This is a genomic window from Paenibacillus sp. P5_B5 (assembly GCF_056400365.1).
Window position 1 is genome coordinate 285,763 of sequence record NZ_JBFULK010000001.1, and the last position, 19,420, is coordinate 305,182.

Sequence of the window (19,420 nt, forward strand, 5' to 3'; positions counted from 1 at the left end):
TCATGAATAGAAAAGTTGCGGTCATAGTAGCAGGTTCTTGGGGTACAGCGCTTGCATCAGTATTAGCGGAAAACCAGATTGATGTAGCGCTTTGGTCTAGACGTAATGAACAAGTCAAAGAAATTAATGAGCTACATACGAATGAACACTTCTTGCCTGGGACGAAGTTGTCTGAACGGATCGTAGCAACAACTTCTCTAGAAGAGGCCGTTAAGAATGCAACTGCAATTCTGCTTGTTGTTCCTTCTTCTGGTATGCGTGAGGTTGTAACTGCAATGCAGCCTTATATTAAGTCTGATATGCTGATCATACATGCGACTAAAGGCTTTGAAGCTGACTCGCTTAAACGGATGACACAGGTAATTGCGGAAGAATTACCACAGATTGATTCCAAGCGAATCGTTGTGTTGTCTGGTCCAAGTCACGCTGAAGAAGTGATTCGCCGTAATCCAACAACGATAGTTGTAGCATCAGAAGACGATGATTGTGCTGAAGCTGCGCAGGATTTATTTATTAATTCGTACTTCCGTGTTTACACAAATCCAGACGTTATTGGTGTCGAGGTTGGTGGAGCACTTAAGAATATCATCGCGCTTGGAGCTGGTCTGTCGGATGGGCTTGGCTTTGGTGACAACGCCAAGGCTGCGCTCATGACAAGAGGTCTAGTTGAAATTGCGAGGCTAGGCGCTGATATGGGCGCTAACCCGCTTACATTTGCCGGCCTAGCTGGCGTCGGGGACTTGATCGTGACATGTACAAGTAGTCATAGTCGGAACTGGCGTGCTGGTTCCATGCTTGCCCAGGGGATGGCATTAGAGGATGTTCTCAGAGAGATGGGAATGGTCGTTGAAGGTGTGAAAACAACGAAGGCAGCTTACACCTTAGCTGCTGAATATCAAGTAACGATGCCGATTACGACAGAACTTTACCGGGTTTTGTTCGAGAACAAGCCGCCGAAGCAAGCTGTGGAGGCTCTAATGGGTCGTGTCCGTACGCGGGAGCTTGAAGAGGTAGCTAAGAGTGGACAATCGGAGTGGTTGTAATCCACAGCCCACACGTATACATGAAGGCGTCATATAATACCATAGACAGGACCTGAGTTGCTGAATGACTAAGGAATCGAACAGCAGGCTTGGGTCCATTTATGTAAGGAGGCGCTGAAATGTCAAGTAAGGATTTTTCTAAAAATGTGTTAAACACTGTTAAGAAAAAAACCGGTAAGGCTGTTTCCGAGAAAGATATACAGAAATTAGCCAGCGGTGTAAAATCTTCAACAGTTAAGAGTGAAGCTCAGCTTCGCCAGTTAATTAATCAAGTGGCTTCACTTGTGAATGTTCCAGTGTCAGAAGAAACTATTAAAGAGATTGTCAATGCAGTCAAATCTAGTGATCTTGACGGATCGAACATCACACAGCTTATGGGTGCATTACTCAAAAAATAATCTTAAGTCTGTCTCGTAGATCATGCAATAATGATTCGAGAGAATGAAGCCTTCACTTCCACTCTAATTGTGGATTTGGAGGCTTATTTGTTGTAATGAAAGGAAAACATTACTCTATATTCCTTTATGGATAGTCAGTTACACAAGTATTTGTGCGTTTTTGTTCATTTTCCAAAGAATTTGTTAAATGCTATAATGATTGTTATTTGATTATTATATTTTTCAGTATTTTATTATTAGTAGCTGGTTATGTTTCTAGGAGGTTATTATTAATTATGTCAAGTATGACGAAAATGTATATTTCTTTAGGTGCGATCCTGTTATTAGTTTTGGCGTCTTTGCTAATTACTTTTGCCAGAACAAGAACAAAAGGGGCTGTTAAGTTCGTATTATCAGTCGTTGCTTTTGCTATGTTAATTATTGCAATGCCCATGATGGTGGTTTCTTTGGTCTAACTTCATAAATTTCAGGTGTTATGTTGAAATTATTATTAGAAGTATTATGTATATGTAGAGGATAATGTGCAATGAATATGGTAGAAGTAACCTTTCTGCCTGAGGGTAAAAAGGCTAAGGTAAAACAAGGCACTACACTGCTTGACGCAAGTAGACGAGCTGGTGTTGCTATACGAACACGTTGTGGCGGTAAAGCCGCGTGCTTGATGTGTAAAGTGAATGTTGATAAGGATCAAGCTGGGCTATCAGAGCCGGCTCTTAATGAACGCAGGAAGCTTGGGAGTGAATTACTACAAGGGGTTAGACTGTCCTGTCAGGCGAGGGTAGAGGGGGACGTCAGTGTAACAGTTCCAGAAGATCCTCTCAAAAGTGCGATACGTAAGCAGTTAGCTAAGCAAAAAGAAGATGATGATTGGATGTTTACCTAATAACTTATAAAAGGTGTTGGATCACTGTTGAAACATATAAGCCAAGGTTTAGTCGTTGTTCTGCTTATTAGCATGATGACAATCATGACGGGGTGCTTCTACCCTAAGGATGAGCTTAAGCAAAACCAAACAAATCCTGAGGAATTCATAACGGTTGTACAAGGTGCCATTGACAAGTACCGTGAAATGAAAGGGGGACATATACTCCCGATTAAGAACAGTACAATGGATACACCGCTATATGAGAAGTATAAAGTTGATTTTGGATTAATACAGCAATACCGTCTACTTACAACATTACCTGCGAATGCTTTCGAAAGTGGCGGTGGATACATATATGTTATTGTTGATGCGGATGAGAACCCCAAGGTTAAGCTGCTCGATGTCGCCTCTTATCAAGCCGTTAACCAAATCCAAGATAAAGTGAATACATATAGAAATGAAAATAATGGTAAATTACCTCTGGGTAAGCAGATCAGTGCAAACTTCTATTCACTTGACCTAGAACAATTGAAACAAGAAAAAATAAAGGTTAATTCCGTTTATAATCGCAATAATGAATTAAACTTTCTCATAGAGGAATCAGGTGTGGTCAGTATTGAGTATGCTTTTGATTTAATGAAATTGATTGATAGTAAAGGGTTGCAAAGTCAATTAACCTCTAAAGAAGATTTAAGAGACTTGCTCGTCCATAACACGCCATTCGTACCTATTCAGTCCGTCCCTTATTATTGGGATGAAGGGCATCCAATACCTCGAAATGAATAATAAATAGGGCTACACCTTTACTTTGCTTGGGAAAGCAGGGTAGGGGTGTTTTTGTTTATCTCAATTGTTCAGAATAAGTTGACAGTAAACACATATATTTTTAAGGGAAACAATCATATTTCTACTACCTGTACATATATTTCTATCATAGTAGCGTGTCAAGAGGAAATAGCTTCACCATTATAAAATGTGAAGAAGCATTTTCCTACGAAAAGTAGGCGAATCCTGCTAGGAGGGGACTTCATTGGAAAAAGTGGATATTTTTAAGGATATTGCAGAACGAACTGGAGGAGACATTTACTTAGGTGTCGTTGGTGCAGTCCGTACGGGTAAATCAACCTTTATTAAACGATTTATGGAATCAATCGTACTCCCTAACATTCAAAGTGAAAGTGATCGCATAAGAGCGATAGATGAACTTCCACAAAGTGCTGCGGGAAGAACGATAATGACAACAGAGCCTAAGTTTGTTCCGAATACTGCGGTGCAAATTTCAGTTGCTGAAGGCTTGAACGTCAATGTACGTTTGGTAGATTGCGTTGGATACACGGTGGATGGCGCTAAAGGCTATGAGGACGAGAATGGACCAAGAATGATTTCTACACCATGGTTTGATGAACCGATACCGTTCCAAGAAGCAGCTGAAATCGGTACTCGTAAAGTCATTCAAGAGCATTCCACACTCGGTGTTGTTGTAACAACTGATGGTACAATTTCGGATATTCCAAGATCATCGTATGTGCTAGCTGAAGAACGCGTGATTGCTGAATTGAAAGAAGTAGGTAAACCCTTCATCGTCATTATTAACTCTCTCAAGCCGTTTAGTGATCACGCGCAAGAGATGAGAACTGATCTTCAAGCCAAATATGATATTCCTGTCGTTACAATGAGTGTTGCAACTGCAGGCGAAGAAGAGATGATCTCTGTTCTACGGGAAGTTCTATATGAATTCCCGGTTCATGAAGTTAACGTTAATCTACCTAGCTGGGTCATGGTACTAAATGAGAAGCACTGGCTTCGTGGAAATTTCGAGAATTCTGTTCGTGAGACAGTACAGGATATCAGACGACTCCGTGATGTTGATCGCGTAGTTAGTCAGTTCAATGAATATGAATTTATTGATCGAGCTGCTCTCGCTGGTATGAATATGGGGCAAGGTGTTGCAGAGATCGATCTGTATGCGCCAGATGAACTGTACGATAAGATTCTAATGGAAGTTGTTGGTGTAGAAATTCGTGGTAAGGATCATTTACTGCAGCTGATGCAGGAATTTACGCACGCTAAGCGTGAATACGATCAGTTTGCAGAAGCGCTAGAGATGGTCAAGACGACGGGTTATGGAATTGCACCTCCTACCTTAGCAGAAATGGCTTTAGACGAGCCAGAACTGATCAGGCAGGGCTCACGATTTGGTGTCAGACTCAAGGCAACTGCGCCATCGATTCATATGATTCGTGTAGATGTTGAATCTGAGTTCTCACCAATTATCGGTACAGAGAAGCAAAGTGAAGAGCTGGTCCGTTATCTCATGCAGGATTTCGAGGATAATCCACTCAAAATTTGGGAATCTGATATTTTTGGAAGATCACTGCATTCGATCGTTCGAGAAGGAATACAAGGTAAGCTCGCTATGATGCCTGATAACGCAAGATATAAGCTCCAAGAAACATTGGGACGAATTATTAATGAGGGTTCAGGTGGTTTAATCGCGATTATACTATAGCTTGTATCTAAGAAGCTGTTGACACTTAGTTGTCAGCAGTCTTTTTATTGGCCCAATAATTAAGTATAAATTTATATAATTCTAACATGTTACTTTTGTGCTATTTTTGTATCAGAAATATTTACAATTATGTAAGTCTTTCCTCCTGCTTTTTCCTTTTTTTTATGAAAAGGAGTTTGTGGACTTGAAATTGCTATACGGGTATATTACTATGAATTTATTGTTTTAGTTGATCTGATTAGCTAAAACAACAACTGAAGCTAGACATATAACCATAGGATATGCTTACCTTGATATGAACGATTATTCGTTTCTTCATGCTTTCCGTGTATAATTTATAGGAAATCGGTGAAAACAGGGAGTAAAAGCAATTTCATTCCTTTTGGGAGGAGGTGAATCGCATGAACAAATCTGAATTGATCACGAAAGTGGCTGAGACCTCTGAACTATCTAAGAAAGATGCAACAAAAGCAGTTGACGCTGTATTTGAAGCTATTTCTTCCGCATTGCAACAAGGGGATAAAGTACAACTAGTTGGATTCGGTAACTTTGAGGTTCGTGAGCGTTCCGCTCGTAAAGGGCGTAATCCTCAAACGGGTCAAGAAATCGAAATTCCTGCTAGTAAAATACCAGCATTTAAACCAGGTAAAGCACTTAAAGACGGAATTCAATAATTCGTTGTTGCTACATATTGGTTGACAAATAAAACCGTGTCGGAAGTCCTACACGGTTTTTTTGTTGCATTCTTTTCTGTTTGAAAGAGTCAAATGGTCTCGAAATTAGAGATTGTTTGTTTGTTATATATTGTTTATTATGAAAATTATGAATATAACTGAAATTAGAAAGAGGTGATGCTATGCATTCTCTTCATCCTAAATTACAAGGTGGAGTTTACGGTAAACAATTGAAGCGAGATGTTTTTAATACTTCGGGTTTGCTCATAGTACCTGCAATGACTGTAATCGACGAAGAACAAATTCGAAAACTAGAAATGCATCAAGTTTTCTTAAATAGGAATGATTTTCAAGATCAAGCTTTTGAAGAAGCGCGTACTAGTGTAGACATCGATAACCTTGTGAACGAATCTACTTACCAGGTTGAAGAAATTTTTACAGAGATGCGTCATAGCAAGCAAGTACCTCTTATGGATATTCGAAAAACGGTTATTCCAATGATTAACCAAACGACCGAACAACCAGGTCTTTATAAATTATTCTCTTCCTTGCAGTCAAAGGATGACTACACGTTCCGTCACAATATTGCAGTAGGGATACTATCTAACCTAATAGGTAAGTGGATAAAGCTCAATGATTCTGAATTAGCTCAACTTACACTTGCAGCCACTCTGCATGATGTTGGTAAAGTCAAGATTCCCATGGAACTACTGAACAAGAAAGGGAAGCTTGAGCCTAGCGAACTTGAATTGATGAAAAAACATGCCATATTCGGTTATGAGATGCTGAAGGATACGGTTGGGCTCAGTCATCGCCAAGCACTTGTCGCACTTCAGCATCATGAACGCAATGATGGAAGTGGTTATCCATTTGGAATACTCGGAGACAAGATTGATTTATTCAGCAGAATCGTCGCGGTAGCTGATGTATTCCATGCTGTATCATCAGATCGGCCTTATCGGAACGCATCACCTTTCTATGAAACGCTTAAACTGATGCATCATAATTCATTTGGAGAATTCGATCCGCGCATTATTCATGTGTTTATGGACAAAATGATGCAGTCACTCGTTGGTAATGATGTGTTACTAACTGACGGAAGAATTGGTAATATCGTCATGATTAATCCTCATGCACCCATCTATCCACTTGTTAACCTACAAGATCGCTTTCTGGATCTGAGTAAAGATTCATCCATACATATCGAACAAGTTCTTGCTTAGCTCCTCAAATTACTTTACTTTCGACAACGACCAATTTACAATTGGAGTTAGATATGAGGATCTAAGTGGTTCTATCCACTTATGAGACCGTATTCATGAGGTACAACATCGGGGTATAGCGCAGCCTGGTAGCGCGCACCCTTGGGGTGGGTGAGGTCGCACGTTCAAATCGTGTTACTCCGATAAGTTGAAAGACATACCTCTGGAAACACTGCAGCTCTGATTTTAGTGCAATGTGATTAGGGTGGAGTGTCTTTTATTTATTATTTAGGAGGATATGTCAAGTGGAAGCTAATCAAAATGATCATTTTGTGATTAAAGCCAAAGAAAACGGAGTTCACGTTATCGGATTAACTCGTGGACAAGATACTCGTTTTCATCATTCAGAGAAATTGGACAAGGGTGAAGTGATGATAGCCCAATTTACCGATCATACTTCAGCGGTTAAGGTAAGAGGTAAAGCTGTCATTTATACCAAGTTTGGAACAATTGATACAGAAGATTAATGCGATGCAGGCATAGCCTGCTTTTTTTCTTTGTACAATGGTGTAAGGGGGTGCCATTTGTATGTGGAAAAAGCTAATACTGGTTGTGACCATCGCGGCCATTTCATTTGGAATTATCATTGCAATGTCGTGGTTTCCTACACTTTATTTACATCCAGCAGAGGATCAGAGAGTCACATTCGTGAATGAGGATAATCTGGTTGATTTAATTGCGGGAGTTCCTGTTCAAATGCGGATTCGTAAAGTGAAGCTGAATCATACGATTTTATCCATTGATTTAATTATAACGAGTAAAACAGATAAGGCATCGGTATATCATGATTTGTATGAAGTCGCTCAATCTACAATAAAGCGAACGACTAACTTGAACCGAGTGCTTGTACGAGTGTTTGAATCTGATCCGAATGCGGACGGAAGCTATCCTACGAACACCTTGTTATTATCAACTGACCTAAAGCGCAATGATGCCAATGGTTTATCTGCGAATAAGTTTGACAAAAGTTCGAATTTTTATCGTAAAGAAATGGAATCCAATTTTCAAATTATGTTTACACCAAGGTGGTCGGGACGATTTTCTAGTTGAAAATTGGAATGGTAACGGATTACAGGAATTGTGCGCAAATCATTTGACTGTGCTATAATTATCTGAAATGTATTTAGCTGGATAACGGCAAAAGGTACGGAGGATTACATGAGCGGATATCGAATTCCTGAAATCGCAAAACAGTATACAGATTACGACATGATTACAATTCATACAGACTTACCTAACATTCCAGAATCTAGGACTCGCTTGTTGTATGCATTTCTAGAGAAAGACGAAGAAATGAAGCAATCAAGTGAATTATATACGCTTGTTGTATCTCTTTTGCAGATGGGTATGGATACACATGATTTGGTCTCCGTATCGAATGACAACAAGGAGAAGTCAGCTTCACGTGAGAGGCAGCTTAAAGTTCTTGCAGGTGATTATTTCTCCTCGAGATTTTACCAGCTATTGTCTAAATCGAATGACATCGAACTAATCAAGATTCTATCGGCAAGTATTTGTGAAACCAATCGTTTGAAGATGATGTTGTATATGAAAATAAAAAGTTTACACCTGCGTGCTGAAGAGTATCTACAGCTTAAGGTTCAGATGAAGTCTCAACTTCTCCTTGGATATACGAATTTAATTAGTGAGGCTAATCGCTCGGTATGGCCAGAGATAGTTGATTCACTCATTCGCAGTGAAGTTTTACTTGAAGAATTATACAGATTGGAATCTGCTTCTGATTTTAGAGAGAGCTACGGATTCTGGTATATCATGCACAAAGGTTCGAGAGAAGATCGTAAAGGCCTGCAGCATGGAGACTGGGATTATACTAAATTGCGAGCAATGGTTCATAAATACCGAATTTCATCTCATCTTAACGAGCAGTTAGAAAGCTGTTACAGGGCATATAGTGTGAAAGCTCATGATTGTGTACCTGAGAGCTTAAAGAATGACTTGCTGCTAATTGGAGAGCCATATAAACGCTTTATCACGAAAACACATGTATCAAGCGAAATATAATAACTGAACTTTATAGGAGAGCGAAGAATGAAAGTTAAATCCAAGGAGCAGTTCGTACATGAGGTGTTTGAAAGCATTGCTCCCAAATATGATCTAATGAACGATATTACGAGTTTCCGTCGTCACAAGGCTTGGCGGAAGTTTACGATGCGTAAAATGGATGTTCAGAGAGGACAAACTGCACTCGATCTATGCTGTGGTACTTGCGATTGGACAATTTCACTAGCACAAGCTAGTGACACTGGTCGTATCGTCGGTCTGGATTTTTCTCAGAATATGCTTGAAGTTGGTAAGCGTAAAGTTACTTCTGCTGGATTACAGCAGCAAATTAATCTGATTCAGGGTAATGCAATGAGTTTACCTTTTGAAGATAATTCATTTGATTATGTAACGATTGGTTTCGGACTTCGGAATGTTCCTGATCTTCATCAAGTGTTAAAAGAAATGCGTAGAGTGGTTAAGCCAGGAGGAAAAGTAGTTTGCCTGGAATTGTCCAAGCCTACTTGGCAGCCATTTAAAGGAATCTATTATTTCTATTTTCAGAAAGTATTACCGTTGCTTGGTAAACTGATTGCTAATCGATATGAGCAGTACCGCTGGTTGCCTGAGTCACTAGCAGTTTTCCCGGATCATAAGCAATTAGCTACTATTTTTAGAGAAACAGGACTTAAAGAAGTGGAAGTTTACGCTTTGTTTGGTGGAATTGCTGCCTTGCATATAGGAGATAAATGAACGTATGATTTGGGAGTGTAGATCTAATTATGTGGAATAAAGTTAAGATTTTTCTAGAAATGATTAAGTTTGAACACTCGATCTTCGCACTACCATTTGCCTTTATGGGAGCACTCCTTGGTTCAGTGGTAGTGTTTAATACTTTACCTTCCTGGTCGCAAATTGGCTGGGTTACACTTGCTATGGTTGGTGCAAGAACAGCTGCTATGGGACTTAATCGCATTATTGATAAAGCGATCGATAGCAAGAACCCTCGTACAGCAGGGAGAGCGATTCCAACAGGACTTATATCAGTGGGAACTACCATGTTGTTCGTCATTATATCTTTTGTTCTATTCTTTTGGGCAACCTATAATTTAAATCCGTTATCGATGAAGTTATTACCAATCGCTGTTGTTTTCCTAGTATTCTATTCCTATACCAAACGATTTACTTGGTTATGTCATATTGTCCTTGGCTTAACAATTGCAATGGGCCCTATGGGTGGCTGGGTAGCCGTTACAGGAGAAGTCAATGGTGTATCTCTGGTCCTTTATTTCACAATCGCACTTTGGACTGCAGGATTTGATATCATTTATGCATGCCAAGACGCTGAGTCTGAAAGATCTACGGGTGTTTATTCCATTCCAAGCCGGTTTGGAGTTTCAAAGGGGTTATTCATTGCACGGTTGTTTCATATCTTAACCGCTATTGGACTTTTAACGATGTTTTTTATGACTAATTTGAGTTTTGTTTATTTAATTGGTCTTATTATTGCTTATATGATTTTAATTTATGAACATCGATTAGTATCACCAAATGATTTGTCAAAGCTCAATGCTGCGTTTTTCATGATGAATGGCGTGTTAAGCTTAGTTGTATTCTCTTTTACATTTATAGACTTGGTATTAGTGAGGTAGACAGAATATGAAAGCTTGGGCTGTTGGAATTACAGGAGCAAGTGGAGCTATTTACGGGATCAGACTATGTGAAGAGTTATTGAATAAAGGACACCACCTGCATCTGCTTGTAACAGACGCTGGCTGGCGTGTTCTGAATGAAGAATTAGGTGAACGCAGGGAGACAATCGAACAACGGTTTAGTTCGTTTCCAGGCACGTTTGAATACCACAAGATTGTAGATATTGGAGCAAGTATTGCTTCAGGCTCCTATCTTGTTGAAGGACTAGTAATTATACCTTGTTCAATGGGGACTTTATCAGGTATTGCACATGCCGCTTCTGGGAATTTGCTAGAACGTGCTGCAGATGTGATGTTAAAGGAAGGTCGTAAGCTCATTATTGTTCCAAGGGAAACCCCCTTACATGCGATTCATTTGGAGAATATGCTAACACTAACTCGGATGGGCGTACGATTGATTCCTGCTATGCCAGCTTATTATTATGGTCCCAAAACAATTGATGATATTGTTGATTTTCTAGTCGGTAAAGTATTAGACAATATGGGAATTGAACATAAATTGTTTACTAGATGGGGAGATAAACATGAATAAACAATCTGCACAGATTAGGGTCGGACGGATTACTTATTCGAACGTTTGGCCTATTTTTTATTATTTTCCATTTGCAAAGTTTGGTGATTCGGTTCAGTTTATTGAACAGGTGCCTTCAACCTTAAACAAAGCTATGGCATCAGGTGATATTGATATGGGGCCGATCTCTTCATTCGCTTACGGAGAAAACTATGATTCATATGTATTGTGTCCAGAGTTATCCGTTAGTGCGAAGAATGAAGTCAACTCTATCCTTCTATTTCATCGTAAACCGCTCGATCAAATAAAGAATGGTCGCATTGCCTTAACTAGTGCTTCAGCTACTTCAGTGAACTTACTGAAAATCATCATACAGAAGTTTTATGGTGGTACGCCTGAATATACGACAAGTAGCCCTAATCTTGATGAAATGATGAAAGAGCATGATGGTGCCTTGTTGATAGGGGACGATGCTATCCGTGCAAGCTGGACGGAAACGGGGTATATGGTAACAGATCTTGGGCAAGAATGGAGAAAATGGACAGGCAAAGGGATGACATTTGCCGTATGGGCAATTCGAGAAGAAGCAGTTCGTCAGTATCCAGAGCTCATTGATAATTTACACCAGGCATTTATACATAGTAAACAACAATCACTTGCAGATCCGGCTTCCATGATTCATGATGCCCAGGCGAGTATAGGTGGAACAGAGAGTTATTGGCTTCATTATTTTAATGATTTGTGTTATGATTTTGGTTCTGAACAATGGGAAGGACTGAATTTATATTATCGATACGCTTGGGAACTCGGACTTCTGTCTAAGCGAGTACCGCTCAAGCTTCTCTAAATTTAGTCAGAAAAATTAGTGACATGGGTGACGGAATGAAACTGACGGACATTTATTCACGTAAGAAAAAAGAAATAGATATTATTGAAAAGCAGCTTGAAGCGACAATTCGATCTGAATATGCCTTGCTGTACGATGCCTCCTTACACTTACTTAAAGCAGGAGGCAAACGAATACGTCCTGTATTTGTAATGCTCGGTGGGGAGTTTGGAACGTATAGCATCACCCAGATTCAGCATGTGGCAGTATCTTTAGAACTTATACATATGGCTTCGTTAGTCCATGATGATGTAATTGATGATGCTAACACAAGAAGAGGGCAATTGACTGTTCGTACCAAATGGGATAATCGAATAGCTATGTACACAGGCGATTATATTATTGCTAAAGCACTTCAAGAATTGACGAATATCAAGAACCCAGCTCTACATCAGATTATGTCTAATGCGATGGTCGAAGTGTGTATAGGTGAAATGGAACAAATTCGTTTCTTCTATGATACCAATCAAAGACTGCGAGATTATCTACTTCGTATTAAACGCAAAACAGCACTTTTAATAGCTATTTCTTGTCAATTAGGTGCGATTGCAGCTGGTGCTTCGGATTATGCTTCTCGCAAACTGTACGATTTTGGGTATTATGTCGGTATGGCATTCCAAATACGTGATGATATTCTTGATCTATGTGGAACTGAGAAGGAAATTGGCAAGCCGCCAGGCAGTGATCTTAAACAGGGCAATATTACGTTGCCTGTTATTTATGCATTGCAAGACCCTGCACTAAGTCTAGCAATACGGGGAGAATTACAACTCATCCAGGAGACAGATGGTCAGATGAATATATCCCCAGTTATTCAAATGGTGAAAAGCTCGGATGGTATCGACAGAGCTAGTCATTTAGCTCAGCGATATATCACGAAAGCAATTGCTTCTCTTGATGATTTACCTGATATCTTAGCAAAGCGCGAATTGAAAGAAATTGCCCATTTTATAGGAGAACGTTCCTATTAAAGCCAAAATATCATCAATTATTCAGACTTTTCCTGAATCTTGTGAACAATCACTCTTTTCAATTGCTAATTAAACGCTTGCATTGTATAGTTAAAACTGGTATTTCAACTTTAACATACAATGGAGGCATTTTTTCATGGAAAAAACATTCCTAATGGTTAAACCTGACGGTGTTCAACGCGGTTTAGTAGGGGAAATAGTTAAACGTCTTGAGAGCAAAGGATTTCAACTTGTTGGCGCTAAACTAATGACAATTAGCAGAGAACAAGCTGAGAAGCATTATGCGGACCTTGCAAGCAAATCATTTTTTGGTGAGTTGATTGATTTCATTACATCAGGTCCTGTATTCGCAATGGTATGGCAAGGAGATCAAGTAATCACTCTTTCACGTACACTTATGGGTAAAACGAATGTTCTTGATGCTGCACCAGGCACAATTCGTGGTGACTTCGCATTACATACAGGCATGAATTTGATTCATGGATCAGATTCCCCAGAAAATGCTGAGAAAGAAATCAATAATTTCTTTAAACCAGAAGAAATACTTGATTATACGCGTGAAATTCAAAGCTGGATGTAACATATTATTTTGCAGAGGTGTGTAGGCACATGGAGGATCGCGATTTTACACGTTTTGTTGAAGCTATTAAAGCGTACACTTCGATAGATCTAGCACAATACAAAGAGACCCAGATGAAGCGACGGTTAACGACACTTCGTATTAAACGTGGTTTTGATACTTTTTCGGCTTATTTCGAAGCGATGAAGCAAAACAAAACGCTTTTGAATGAATTCCTAGACAGAATGACGATAAATGTGTCAGAATTTTGGCGGAACAGTTATCGTTGGTCTATTCTAGTAGATCGATTTTTACCAGAGTTATTGGCTAATAATCGAAGGCTGAAGGTTTGGAGTGCTGCTTGTTCAACTGGCGAAGAACCTTATACATTAGCTATGATATTAGCTGAGAAGCATGCTTTGAATGATGCGTATTTACTTGCTTCTGATATCGATGAGCAAGCGCTTGATAAAGCACGACAAGGCGAGTATTTAGTTCGATCTGTTCGTGAAGTGCCTGCACCCTACCTGCATAAATATTTTCGTCAACAAGATGAGCTCATTTATATTACGGATGAATTGAAGAAACAAGTTACTTTCAAGAAACAGAATCTTCTCGTTGATTCTTTTGAAAATGAGTTTGATTTGATTGTTTGTCGGAATGTAATTATTTACTTTACGGATGAAGCTAAGGATCTCTTGTTCCATAAATTTTCACGTGCATTGAAACCCGGTGGATTATTGTTTGTAGGCTCGACTGAACAAATATTTAATCCAGCTCATTATCAATTAGAAACGGTAGATACTTTCTTTTACCGTAAACAGGTGGAAGTGGGTACGCCATCTAATATTGGGCAGAAAGTATATTAATGTAATAATGTGGTTCGAGTGTATAACCTTTCCCAATCATTCCAATACTATGTTAAATAGGAAGAAATCCGTTCCTTACGACATCACTGGAGGTTATATGATGGATAAAAGAAAGGTCATTTCTGCTTATCGTCGTGGATTCATTACGATGCAGGAATGCGCACAGATTTTGGGAGTAGACTCCATAAATGTTATTGGATTAATGAACGAGCCTGAGATGACTGAGATACCCGGTTTCATTCCAAAAGAAATGGCTCCTGGTACCGTCTAGGATGGATTACAGTACGACGAATAATCGTTAATATGAACACGCTTTTGTCTAACCGGCATTGGCGTGTTCTTTCTTTTTATTCAATTTTCTTTTATAATATGCATAAAATTAGCGCATTGATGTAATAAAGTGTGATAGACTTAGGAGTTAATCAGAAGTTATGAAAGAGGAGAGATTACGATGAGATATTTGACAGCAGGTGAAACACATGGTCCACAGTTAACTGCAATTATTGAGGGAATGCCGAGCAATGTGGAGATAGATTTTGAAGCAATAAACTTTCAGCTTGGTCGTCGTCAGAAAGGTCATGGTCGTGGTCGCCGGATGCTTATAGAGAAAGATACAGCGAACATTGTGGGTGGAGTAAGACACGGCAGAACAACAGGAGCTCCAATCGCGCTTGAAGTTGTGAACAAGGATTTTAAAAGCTGGACTGCCATCATGAATGTTGAACCGATCGAAGATGGTGAAGCGAAGAGACGTGTACATAGACCTAGACCTGGCCACGCTGATTTAAGTGGCGGATTAAAATATAATCAGAAGGATTTGCGTAACATTCTAGAACGTTCATCTGCACGTGAAACAACAATGCGTGTAGCAGTTGGGGCAATTGCCAAACAATTGCTTGCGCAATTCGGAATTAAGCTTGCTTGTCAAGTTATCAGAATTGGTGATGTAGTAGCGCAGAGAAGCGATTTACCAATCGATGAACTCATCGAGATTACAGAGGAATCTCCCGTTCGAGTGACAGACAAGGATGCAGAAGCAGCTATGATCGCTGCAATTGATGTAGCCAAAGCTGCAGGTGATACGCTTGGTGGAATTGTTGAAGTTATCGTCGAAGGTGTGTCTGTTGGTTTAGGTAGTCATGTTCAATGGGACCGCAAGTTAGATGGAAGAATCGCACAAGCTGTAGTTTCAATCCAAGCCTTCAAAGGTGTTGAATTTGGTCTTGGTTTTGAGATGGCACAGCGTCCAGGATCCAAAGTTCATGATCCGATTATGTATTCGGAAGATCGTGGATACTACCGTTCGTCTAATAATGCGGGTGGCTTTGAAGGTGGTATGACTAATGGAGCACCTATCATTGTACGCGGTGTAATGAAGCCAATTTCAACTTTGTATAAGCCATTGCCGAGTGTTGATATTGATACGAAAGAACCGTTCACTGCACAGGTAGAACGTTCAGATACTTGCGCTGTGCCTGCAGCAGCAGTCATTATGGAGAATGTTATTGCTTGGGAAATCGCACAAGCATTTATGGAGAAGTTTGGCGGAGATTCTCTAGAAGAAATTCGTAACAATTTAGAGCAATACCGCAAACAAGTGGAGGGATACTAAAATGTCGAGCCTGGTCGAATTAAAGGTTGAATTAGGTGACCGTTCGTATCCAATCTATATAGGAGAAAAGCTACTTGGTGATGTAGGCAAGTATTTACATCATCATGGTTTCGGAACTAGATCTCCATTACTGATTGTGACAGATGAGACTATTGCTCCTTTATATCTGGAATATGTTTCGGAAGGGCTTCTTAAAGCAGGTTATACGGTAGTTCCACATATCGTGCCAGCTGGAGAGAAAACCAAATCACTTTCAATGCTTGAGGAGATCGTAACGACGGCATTAACAGGTAATTTGGATCGTAATTCAGCGGTCATCGCTTTAGGAGGCGGTGTCATTGGTGACCTTGCAGGCTTCGTCGCAGCTACTTATATGCGCGGAATCCGGTTTGTACAGATTCCAACAACTATTCTAGCTCATGATTCTTCTGTTGGTGGAAAGGTTGCGGTCAACCATCGACTCGCCAAGAATATCATTGGTGCGTTTCATCAACCAGATTTTGTACTGTATGATGTTGAAACTTTGCGTTCGCTCTCTTCGCGGGAGGTTCGCTCCGGACTCGCTGAAATGGTCAAACATGGCCTTATATGGGATGCTAATTTCGTAGAATGGCTTGACCGTTCAGCTGATAAGCTGCTCGCCCTTGATACAGATGCGCTCCAGCATGGGATTTATAGCGGTTGCCGGATCAAAGCGCATGTTGTTTCCAAAGATGAGCGTGAGAATGATCTTCGCGCAATCTTAAATCTAGGTCATACGATTGGTCATGCGCTTGAAGCTGTTGCAGGATATGGAGAATTGCTGCATGGTGAAGCTATTTCTATTGGGATGGTTGGTTCTGCATTACTTGCACAAAAACTAGGGTATTCATCCGAAATTCATACACAGACAAAGCGCTTATTAGAGAAATTCGAATTACCTGTATATTTGCCAAGTCACTTTGATGTGGATGCCATTATGACTGCTATGGCGCATGATAAGAAATTCAAAGAAGGCAAGATGGTATTTGTGATTCCTACCATGATCGGTGAAGTAGAGATTAATCGTAACGTATCTTCAGAATGGGTACGTGAAACGCTTGAACAATTGAAGGGAGAAGTATAACTTATGTATGTACGCGGAATTCGAGGAGCAACAACCGTTGATAAGAACGAAGAAATTGAAATATTAGAAGCTACTAGTGAGCTGCTCGAGCAAATTATTGCCGCGAACGAGTTTACACCAGAAGACATTGGATCAGTAATTGTTACTGTTACGGATGATGTTACAGCTACATTCCCAGCACGAGCTATTCGTCAGATGGCAGGTTGGGATCTTGTCCCGCTCATGTGTGCACTTGAGATTCCAGTGGATAATTCATTACCACTTTGTATAAGGTTAATGGTGCATGTTAACACCAATAAGAAGCAGAATGAAATGTGTCATGTTTATCTGAGAAATGCTACCATATTGCGTCCTGACATTGTCAATGCTGCCAAATAAATAGCGAATGAAATAAATCTTATTTACGTTTATTGACAATACCTGATAACCACAGTAAGATTAAGCTCATATAAATGAGTAAAGTTGAAATTTTAATTAAGTTTAAGCCGAGAAGATGATTAGATTTCTAGCTGAGTAGATTTTAGCCAAGTAGAGTTGAGCCGAGTAGAGTTTAGATGAGCAGAGCGAGCAAATGTGCGGATATAACGAACCTGTCTGTTAGAGATAGGAGTAACCGTATGATTTATGAATAAGAAAGTAGAAGTTGTTGACTTCATGACCGTAGTTTCTGAACGAGACTATAGTTATACTTTCGTCTATTCACCTTTGGAAATGCATGAGTCCATGATTTGGACAATAGCATCATTTCTTATAGGTCGTTTTGTCTTAAACAAACGAACTTCCACCTCTACAATTGTAGAGGTTTTTTTGTTTTTTATATAGGAAAGAAATGATCGAGGAGAGATGAGCATGAGTTTAGTTGAGCTTGAGAATATCAAAGTATTAGCGAAAAACTATAACCTAATCCCAATTTCACGTACAGTGCTTGCAGATACAGAGACACCAATTCGGGTGTTTCAACAGTTTTATCAGGAGGAGCGAGCTTTTTTACTAGAGAGTGTCGAGGGCGGGGTTAAATGGGCTCAGTATTCCTATATTGGCAGAGATCCTTTTCTTATGATTCAAGCCAAGAATGGTGTTACGCGAGTTGAAACAAAACAGCAGACAACCCTTTCATCTGATAAACCCATTGAAACTTTAAAAGCATACCTGAGGTCCTATTCTTCTCCCGCATTGCCAGGTTTACCTCGTTTCACAGGTGGTGCGGTTGGATTCTTTGGATATGATTTGCTTCAATACTACGAGAAGCTGCAAGCTCATCGCAAAGATGATTTGCAAATGAACGATATTCAGTTCATGTTCTGCGATCAGGTTATTGTATTTGACCATATCAAGCAGCAGATCAAAGTGATTGCGAATGTTCATATTCCGCAGCATGCAACAGATAAGGATATCGCAGAAGCTTATAACCAGACTCTTGTCAAAATTAATGAGATTGTAGAACGATTGAAGAATCCAGTTCATTCATTAATGGGTTCACACATGCCGATTGCGGAGGAAATTGAGCTCGGGGATGTAAAGTCGAATGTGACGAAGAAGCAATTCATTCATAATGTAGAGAAAATAAAAGATTACATTCGTGCAGGAGATATTTTTCAGACGGTCATCTCACAACGGTTCGAAATAGAGACAGAAGTATCTCCGCTGCAAGTATATCGTGTACTTCGTGTGATGAATCCATCTCCCTATATGTATTATTTGAAAATGGATGATGAGATTATCGTGGGAACTTCACCCGAACTTCTTGTGCGAGTTGAGGATGAGAAGGTTGAAACTCGTCCAATTGCAGGAACTAGACCTAGAGGTAAAACAGAAGAAGAAGATTTAGCACTAGAACAAGATTTATTAGCAGATGATAAGGAACGAGCTGAGCATTTAATGTTAGTTGATCTCGGTCGTAATGATCTCGGACGTGTTTCAGAGTTTGGATCAGTTAAGTGTGATGCTTGGATGGAGATAGAACGCTATTCACATGTGATGCACATCGTTTCTAATGTCTCAGGTAAACTTCGTAAGGATAAAGATTTCTATGATGCCCTATTATCGTGTATGCCTGCTGGAACTGTATCAGGAGCACCTAAGCTTAGAGCAATGGAAATTATAAGTGAGCTGGAACAAGAAGCACGTGGAGCATATGGCGGAGCGATAGGCTATTTAGGATTTGCGGGGAATATGGACACTTGCATCACGATTCGAACGATAATATTTAAAGGTGGGAAAGCTTACATCCAAGCAGGAGCAGGTATCGTGTGGGATTCGGTTCCGGAGAATGAGTATTTAGAGACTGTCAATAAAGCGAAAGCGTTGATCACTTCCATACGTGTCGCAGAGGCAATGTTTACAGGAACTGAATCGAAAGTGCAGGCGAATTCTCCAACAATGAAGGAAGAAGAGTCGGTTATTGGTGGATATCAGCATTACTAAGTCGTGTTGAACTTGAGAT

General features: G+C 39.9%; 22 protein-coding genes, 1 tRNA gene and 1 pseudogene. All 24 read left to right on the plus strand.

The window, feature by feature from the left end; all coding sequences use genetic code 11:
* The first annotated feature begins 2 nt into the window (after positions 1–2).
* The 24 genes and pseudogenes from AC1DOK_RS01450 to trpE all read left to right on the plus strand — a co-directional run bounded on the left by AC1DOK_RS01450 (position 3) and on the right by trpE (position 19,401).
* Positions 3–1,043: an NAD(P)H-dependent glycerol-3-phosphate dehydrogenase gene (locus tag AC1DOK_RS01450; protein WP_477552441.1), complete on the plus strand. Its 1,041-nt coding sequence runs from the start codon at positions 3–5 to the stop codon at positions 1,041–1,043.
* A gap of 119 nt (positions 1,044–1,162) precedes the next feature.
* Positions 1,163–1,441 carry a stage VI sporulation protein F gene (locus AC1DOK_RS01455; protein WP_477552442.1) on the plus strand — a complete coding sequence of 93 codons (279 nt, stop codon included), beginning with the start codon at positions 1,163–1,165 and terminating at the stop codon, positions 1,439–1,441.
* 275 nt (positions 1,442–1,716) lie between these two features.
* Positions 1,717–1,896: a DUF2768 family protein gene (locus tag AC1DOK_RS01460; protein ID WP_477552443.1), complete on the plus strand. Its 180-nt coding sequence runs from the start codon at positions 1,717–1,719 to the stop codon at positions 1,894–1,896.
* Between the two features lie 71 nt (positions 1,897–1,967).
* Complete coding sequence (locus tag AC1DOK_RS01465; protein ID WP_477552444.1) at positions 1,968–2,324, plus strand: 2Fe-2S iron-sulfur cluster-binding protein; 357 nt, start codon at positions 1,968–1,970, stop codon at positions 2,322–2,324.
* A gap of 27 nt (positions 2,325–2,351) precedes the next feature.
* Complete coding sequence (locus AC1DOK_RS01470; RefSeq protein ID WP_477552445.1) at positions 2,352–3,092, plus strand: hypothetical protein; 741 nt, start codon at positions 2,352–2,354, stop codon at positions 3,090–3,092.
* A 244-nt stretch (positions 3,093–3,336) separates the two neighbouring features.
* On the plus strand, positions 3,337–4,815 hold the full coding sequence (gene spoIVA, locus AC1DOK_RS01475; RefSeq protein WP_477552446.1) for a stage IV sporulation protein A: 1,479 nt from the start codon (positions 3,337–3,339) through the stop codon (positions 4,813–4,815).
* Positions 4,816–5,204: 389 nt separating this feature from the next.
* A pseudogene (locus AC1DOK_RS01480) lies at positions 5,205–5,489 on the plus strand (HU family DNA-binding protein); the annotation flags it as partial.
* Positions 5,490–5,671: 182 nt separating this feature from the next.
* Positions 5,672–6,712, plus strand: a complete 1,041-nt coding sequence (locus AC1DOK_RS01485; RefSeq protein WP_477552447.1) for an HD-GYP domain-containing protein — start codon at positions 5,672–5,674, stop codon at positions 6,710–6,712.
* Positions 6,713–6,821: 109 nt separating this feature from the next.
* Positions 6,822–6,895 (plus strand) — tRNA-Pro (locus tag AC1DOK_RS01490).
* 101 nt (positions 6,896–6,996) lie between these two features.
* Positions 6,997–7,218 (plus strand): trp RNA-binding attenuation protein MtrB, encoded by a 222-nt coding sequence (gene mtrB, locus AC1DOK_RS01495; protein WP_477552448.1) that lies wholly within the window; start codon positions 6,997–6,999, stop codon positions 7,216–7,218.
* Between the two features lie 61 nt (positions 7,219–7,279).
* Positions 7,280–7,801, plus strand: a complete 522-nt coding sequence (locus AC1DOK_RS01500; protein ID WP_477552449.1) for a hypothetical protein — start codon at positions 7,280–7,282, stop codon at positions 7,799–7,801.
* Between the two features lie 108 nt (positions 7,802–7,909).
* On the plus strand, positions 7,910–8,773 hold the full coding sequence (locus AC1DOK_RS01505) for a heptaprenyl diphosphate synthase component 1 (protein WP_477552450.1): 864 nt from the start codon (positions 7,910–7,912) through the stop codon (positions 8,771–8,773).
* 27 nt (positions 8,774–8,800) lie between these two features.
* On the plus strand, positions 8,801–9,505 hold the full coding sequence (locus AC1DOK_RS01510) for a demethylmenaquinone methyltransferase (protein WP_477552451.1): 705 nt from the start codon (positions 8,801–8,803) through the stop codon (positions 9,503–9,505).
* A 29-nt stretch (positions 9,506–9,534) separates the two neighbouring features.
* Positions 9,535–10,404 carry a UbiA-like polyprenyltransferase gene (locus tag AC1DOK_RS01515; protein ID WP_477552452.1) on the plus strand — a complete coding sequence of 290 codons (870 nt, stop codon included), beginning with the start codon at positions 9,535–9,537 and terminating at the stop codon, positions 10,402–10,404.
* 7 nt (positions 10,405–10,411) lie between these two features.
* Positions 10,412–10,996, plus strand: coding sequence for a UbiX family flavin prenyltransferase (locus tag AC1DOK_RS01520; protein ID WP_477552453.1), 585 nt, complete (start codon positions 10,412–10,414; stop codon positions 10,994–10,996).
* Positions 10,989–11,822 carry a menaquinone biosynthesis protein gene (locus tag AC1DOK_RS01525; protein ID WP_477552454.1) on the plus strand — a complete coding sequence of 278 codons (834 nt, stop codon included), beginning with the start codon at positions 10,989–10,991 and terminating at the stop codon, positions 11,820–11,822. Before AC1DOK_RS01520 ends, AC1DOK_RS01525 begins: the two co-directional genes overlap by 8 nt.
* A 35-nt stretch (positions 11,823–11,857) precedes the next feature.
* Complete coding sequence (gene hepT / locus AC1DOK_RS01530; RefSeq protein ID WP_477552455.1) at positions 11,858–12,832, plus strand: heptaprenyl diphosphate synthase component II; 975 nt, start codon at positions 11,858–11,860, stop codon at positions 12,830–12,832.
* A 136-nt stretch (positions 12,833–12,968) separates the two neighbouring features.
* The gene (gene ndk, locus AC1DOK_RS01535; RefSeq protein ID WP_477552456.1) at positions 12,969–13,412 is read left to right on the plus strand and encodes a nucleoside-diphosphate kinase; all 444 of its coding nucleotides are present in this window, start codon (positions 12,969–12,971) and stop codon (positions 13,410–13,412) included.
* A gap of 29 nt (positions 13,413–13,441) precedes the next feature.
* Positions 13,442–14,260 carry a CheR family methyltransferase gene (locus AC1DOK_RS01540; protein WP_477552457.1) on the plus strand — a complete coding sequence of 273 codons (819 nt, stop codon included), beginning with the start codon at positions 13,442–13,444 and terminating at the stop codon, positions 14,258–14,260.
* A gap of 100 nt (positions 14,261–14,360) precedes the next feature.
* On the plus strand, positions 14,361–14,531 hold the full coding sequence (locus AC1DOK_RS01545) for a hypothetical protein (protein ID WP_477552458.1): 171 nt from the start codon (positions 14,361–14,363) through the stop codon (positions 14,529–14,531).
* 180 nt (positions 14,532–14,711) lie between these two features.
* On the plus strand, positions 14,712–15,872 hold the full coding sequence (aroC, locus tag AC1DOK_RS01550) for a chorismate synthase (protein WP_477552459.1): 1,161 nt from the start codon (positions 14,712–14,714) through the stop codon (positions 15,870–15,872).
* Between the two features lies 1 nt (position 15,873).
* Complete coding sequence (gene aroB, locus AC1DOK_RS01555) at positions 15,874–16,977, plus strand: 3-dehydroquinate synthase (RefSeq protein WP_477552460.1); 1,104 nt, start codon at positions 15,874–15,876, stop codon at positions 16,975–16,977.
* A 3-nt stretch (positions 16,978–16,980) separates the two neighbouring features.
* Positions 16,981–17,355, plus strand: a complete 375-nt coding sequence (aroH, locus tag AC1DOK_RS01560) for a chorismate mutase (protein ID WP_477552461.1) — start codon at positions 16,981–16,983, stop codon at positions 17,353–17,355.
* Positions 17,356–17,826: 471 nt separating this feature from the next.
* Positions 17,827–19,401, plus strand: a complete 1,575-nt coding sequence (trpE, locus tag AC1DOK_RS01565) for an anthranilate synthase component I (protein ID WP_477552462.1) — start codon at positions 17,827–17,829, stop codon at positions 19,399–19,401.
* Positions 19,402–19,420: the final 19 nt, after the last annotated feature.